The organism is Oleiphilus sp. HI0123 (genome assembly GCF_001635315.1).
The window spans coordinates 1-210 of the sequence record NZ_LWGE01001000.1; the positions used below are offsets into that span (position 1 = coordinate 1).

Consider the following 210-nt stretch of genomic DNA (forward strand, 5'->3'; position numbering starts at 1 on the left):
GTGTCAAAGGTGACGATATCGTCGCTCGTTATGGAGGTGAAGAATTCGTGGCGCTATTACCCAACACACGCTACGAAGGCGCACTCGTTGTAGGCCAGCAGCTATGCGATAAGGTCGCCAGTAAAAACCTGGTTATGGGCAGTGATAAAAAAGTCACCCTGGGTAATATTACCATTTCTGTCGGTGTTGCGAGTATGCAAACCTCTGACA

At 48.6% G+C, this 210-nt stretch carries 1 protein-coding gene; it reads left to right on the forward strand.

Features of this window, described 5'->3' with window-relative positions; all coding sequences use genetic code 11:
• Nucleotides 1-210: diguanylate cyclase (locus tag A3761_RS08585; RefSeq protein ID WP_156491757.1), on the forward strand; the 210-nt coding region annotated here is incomplete at both ends.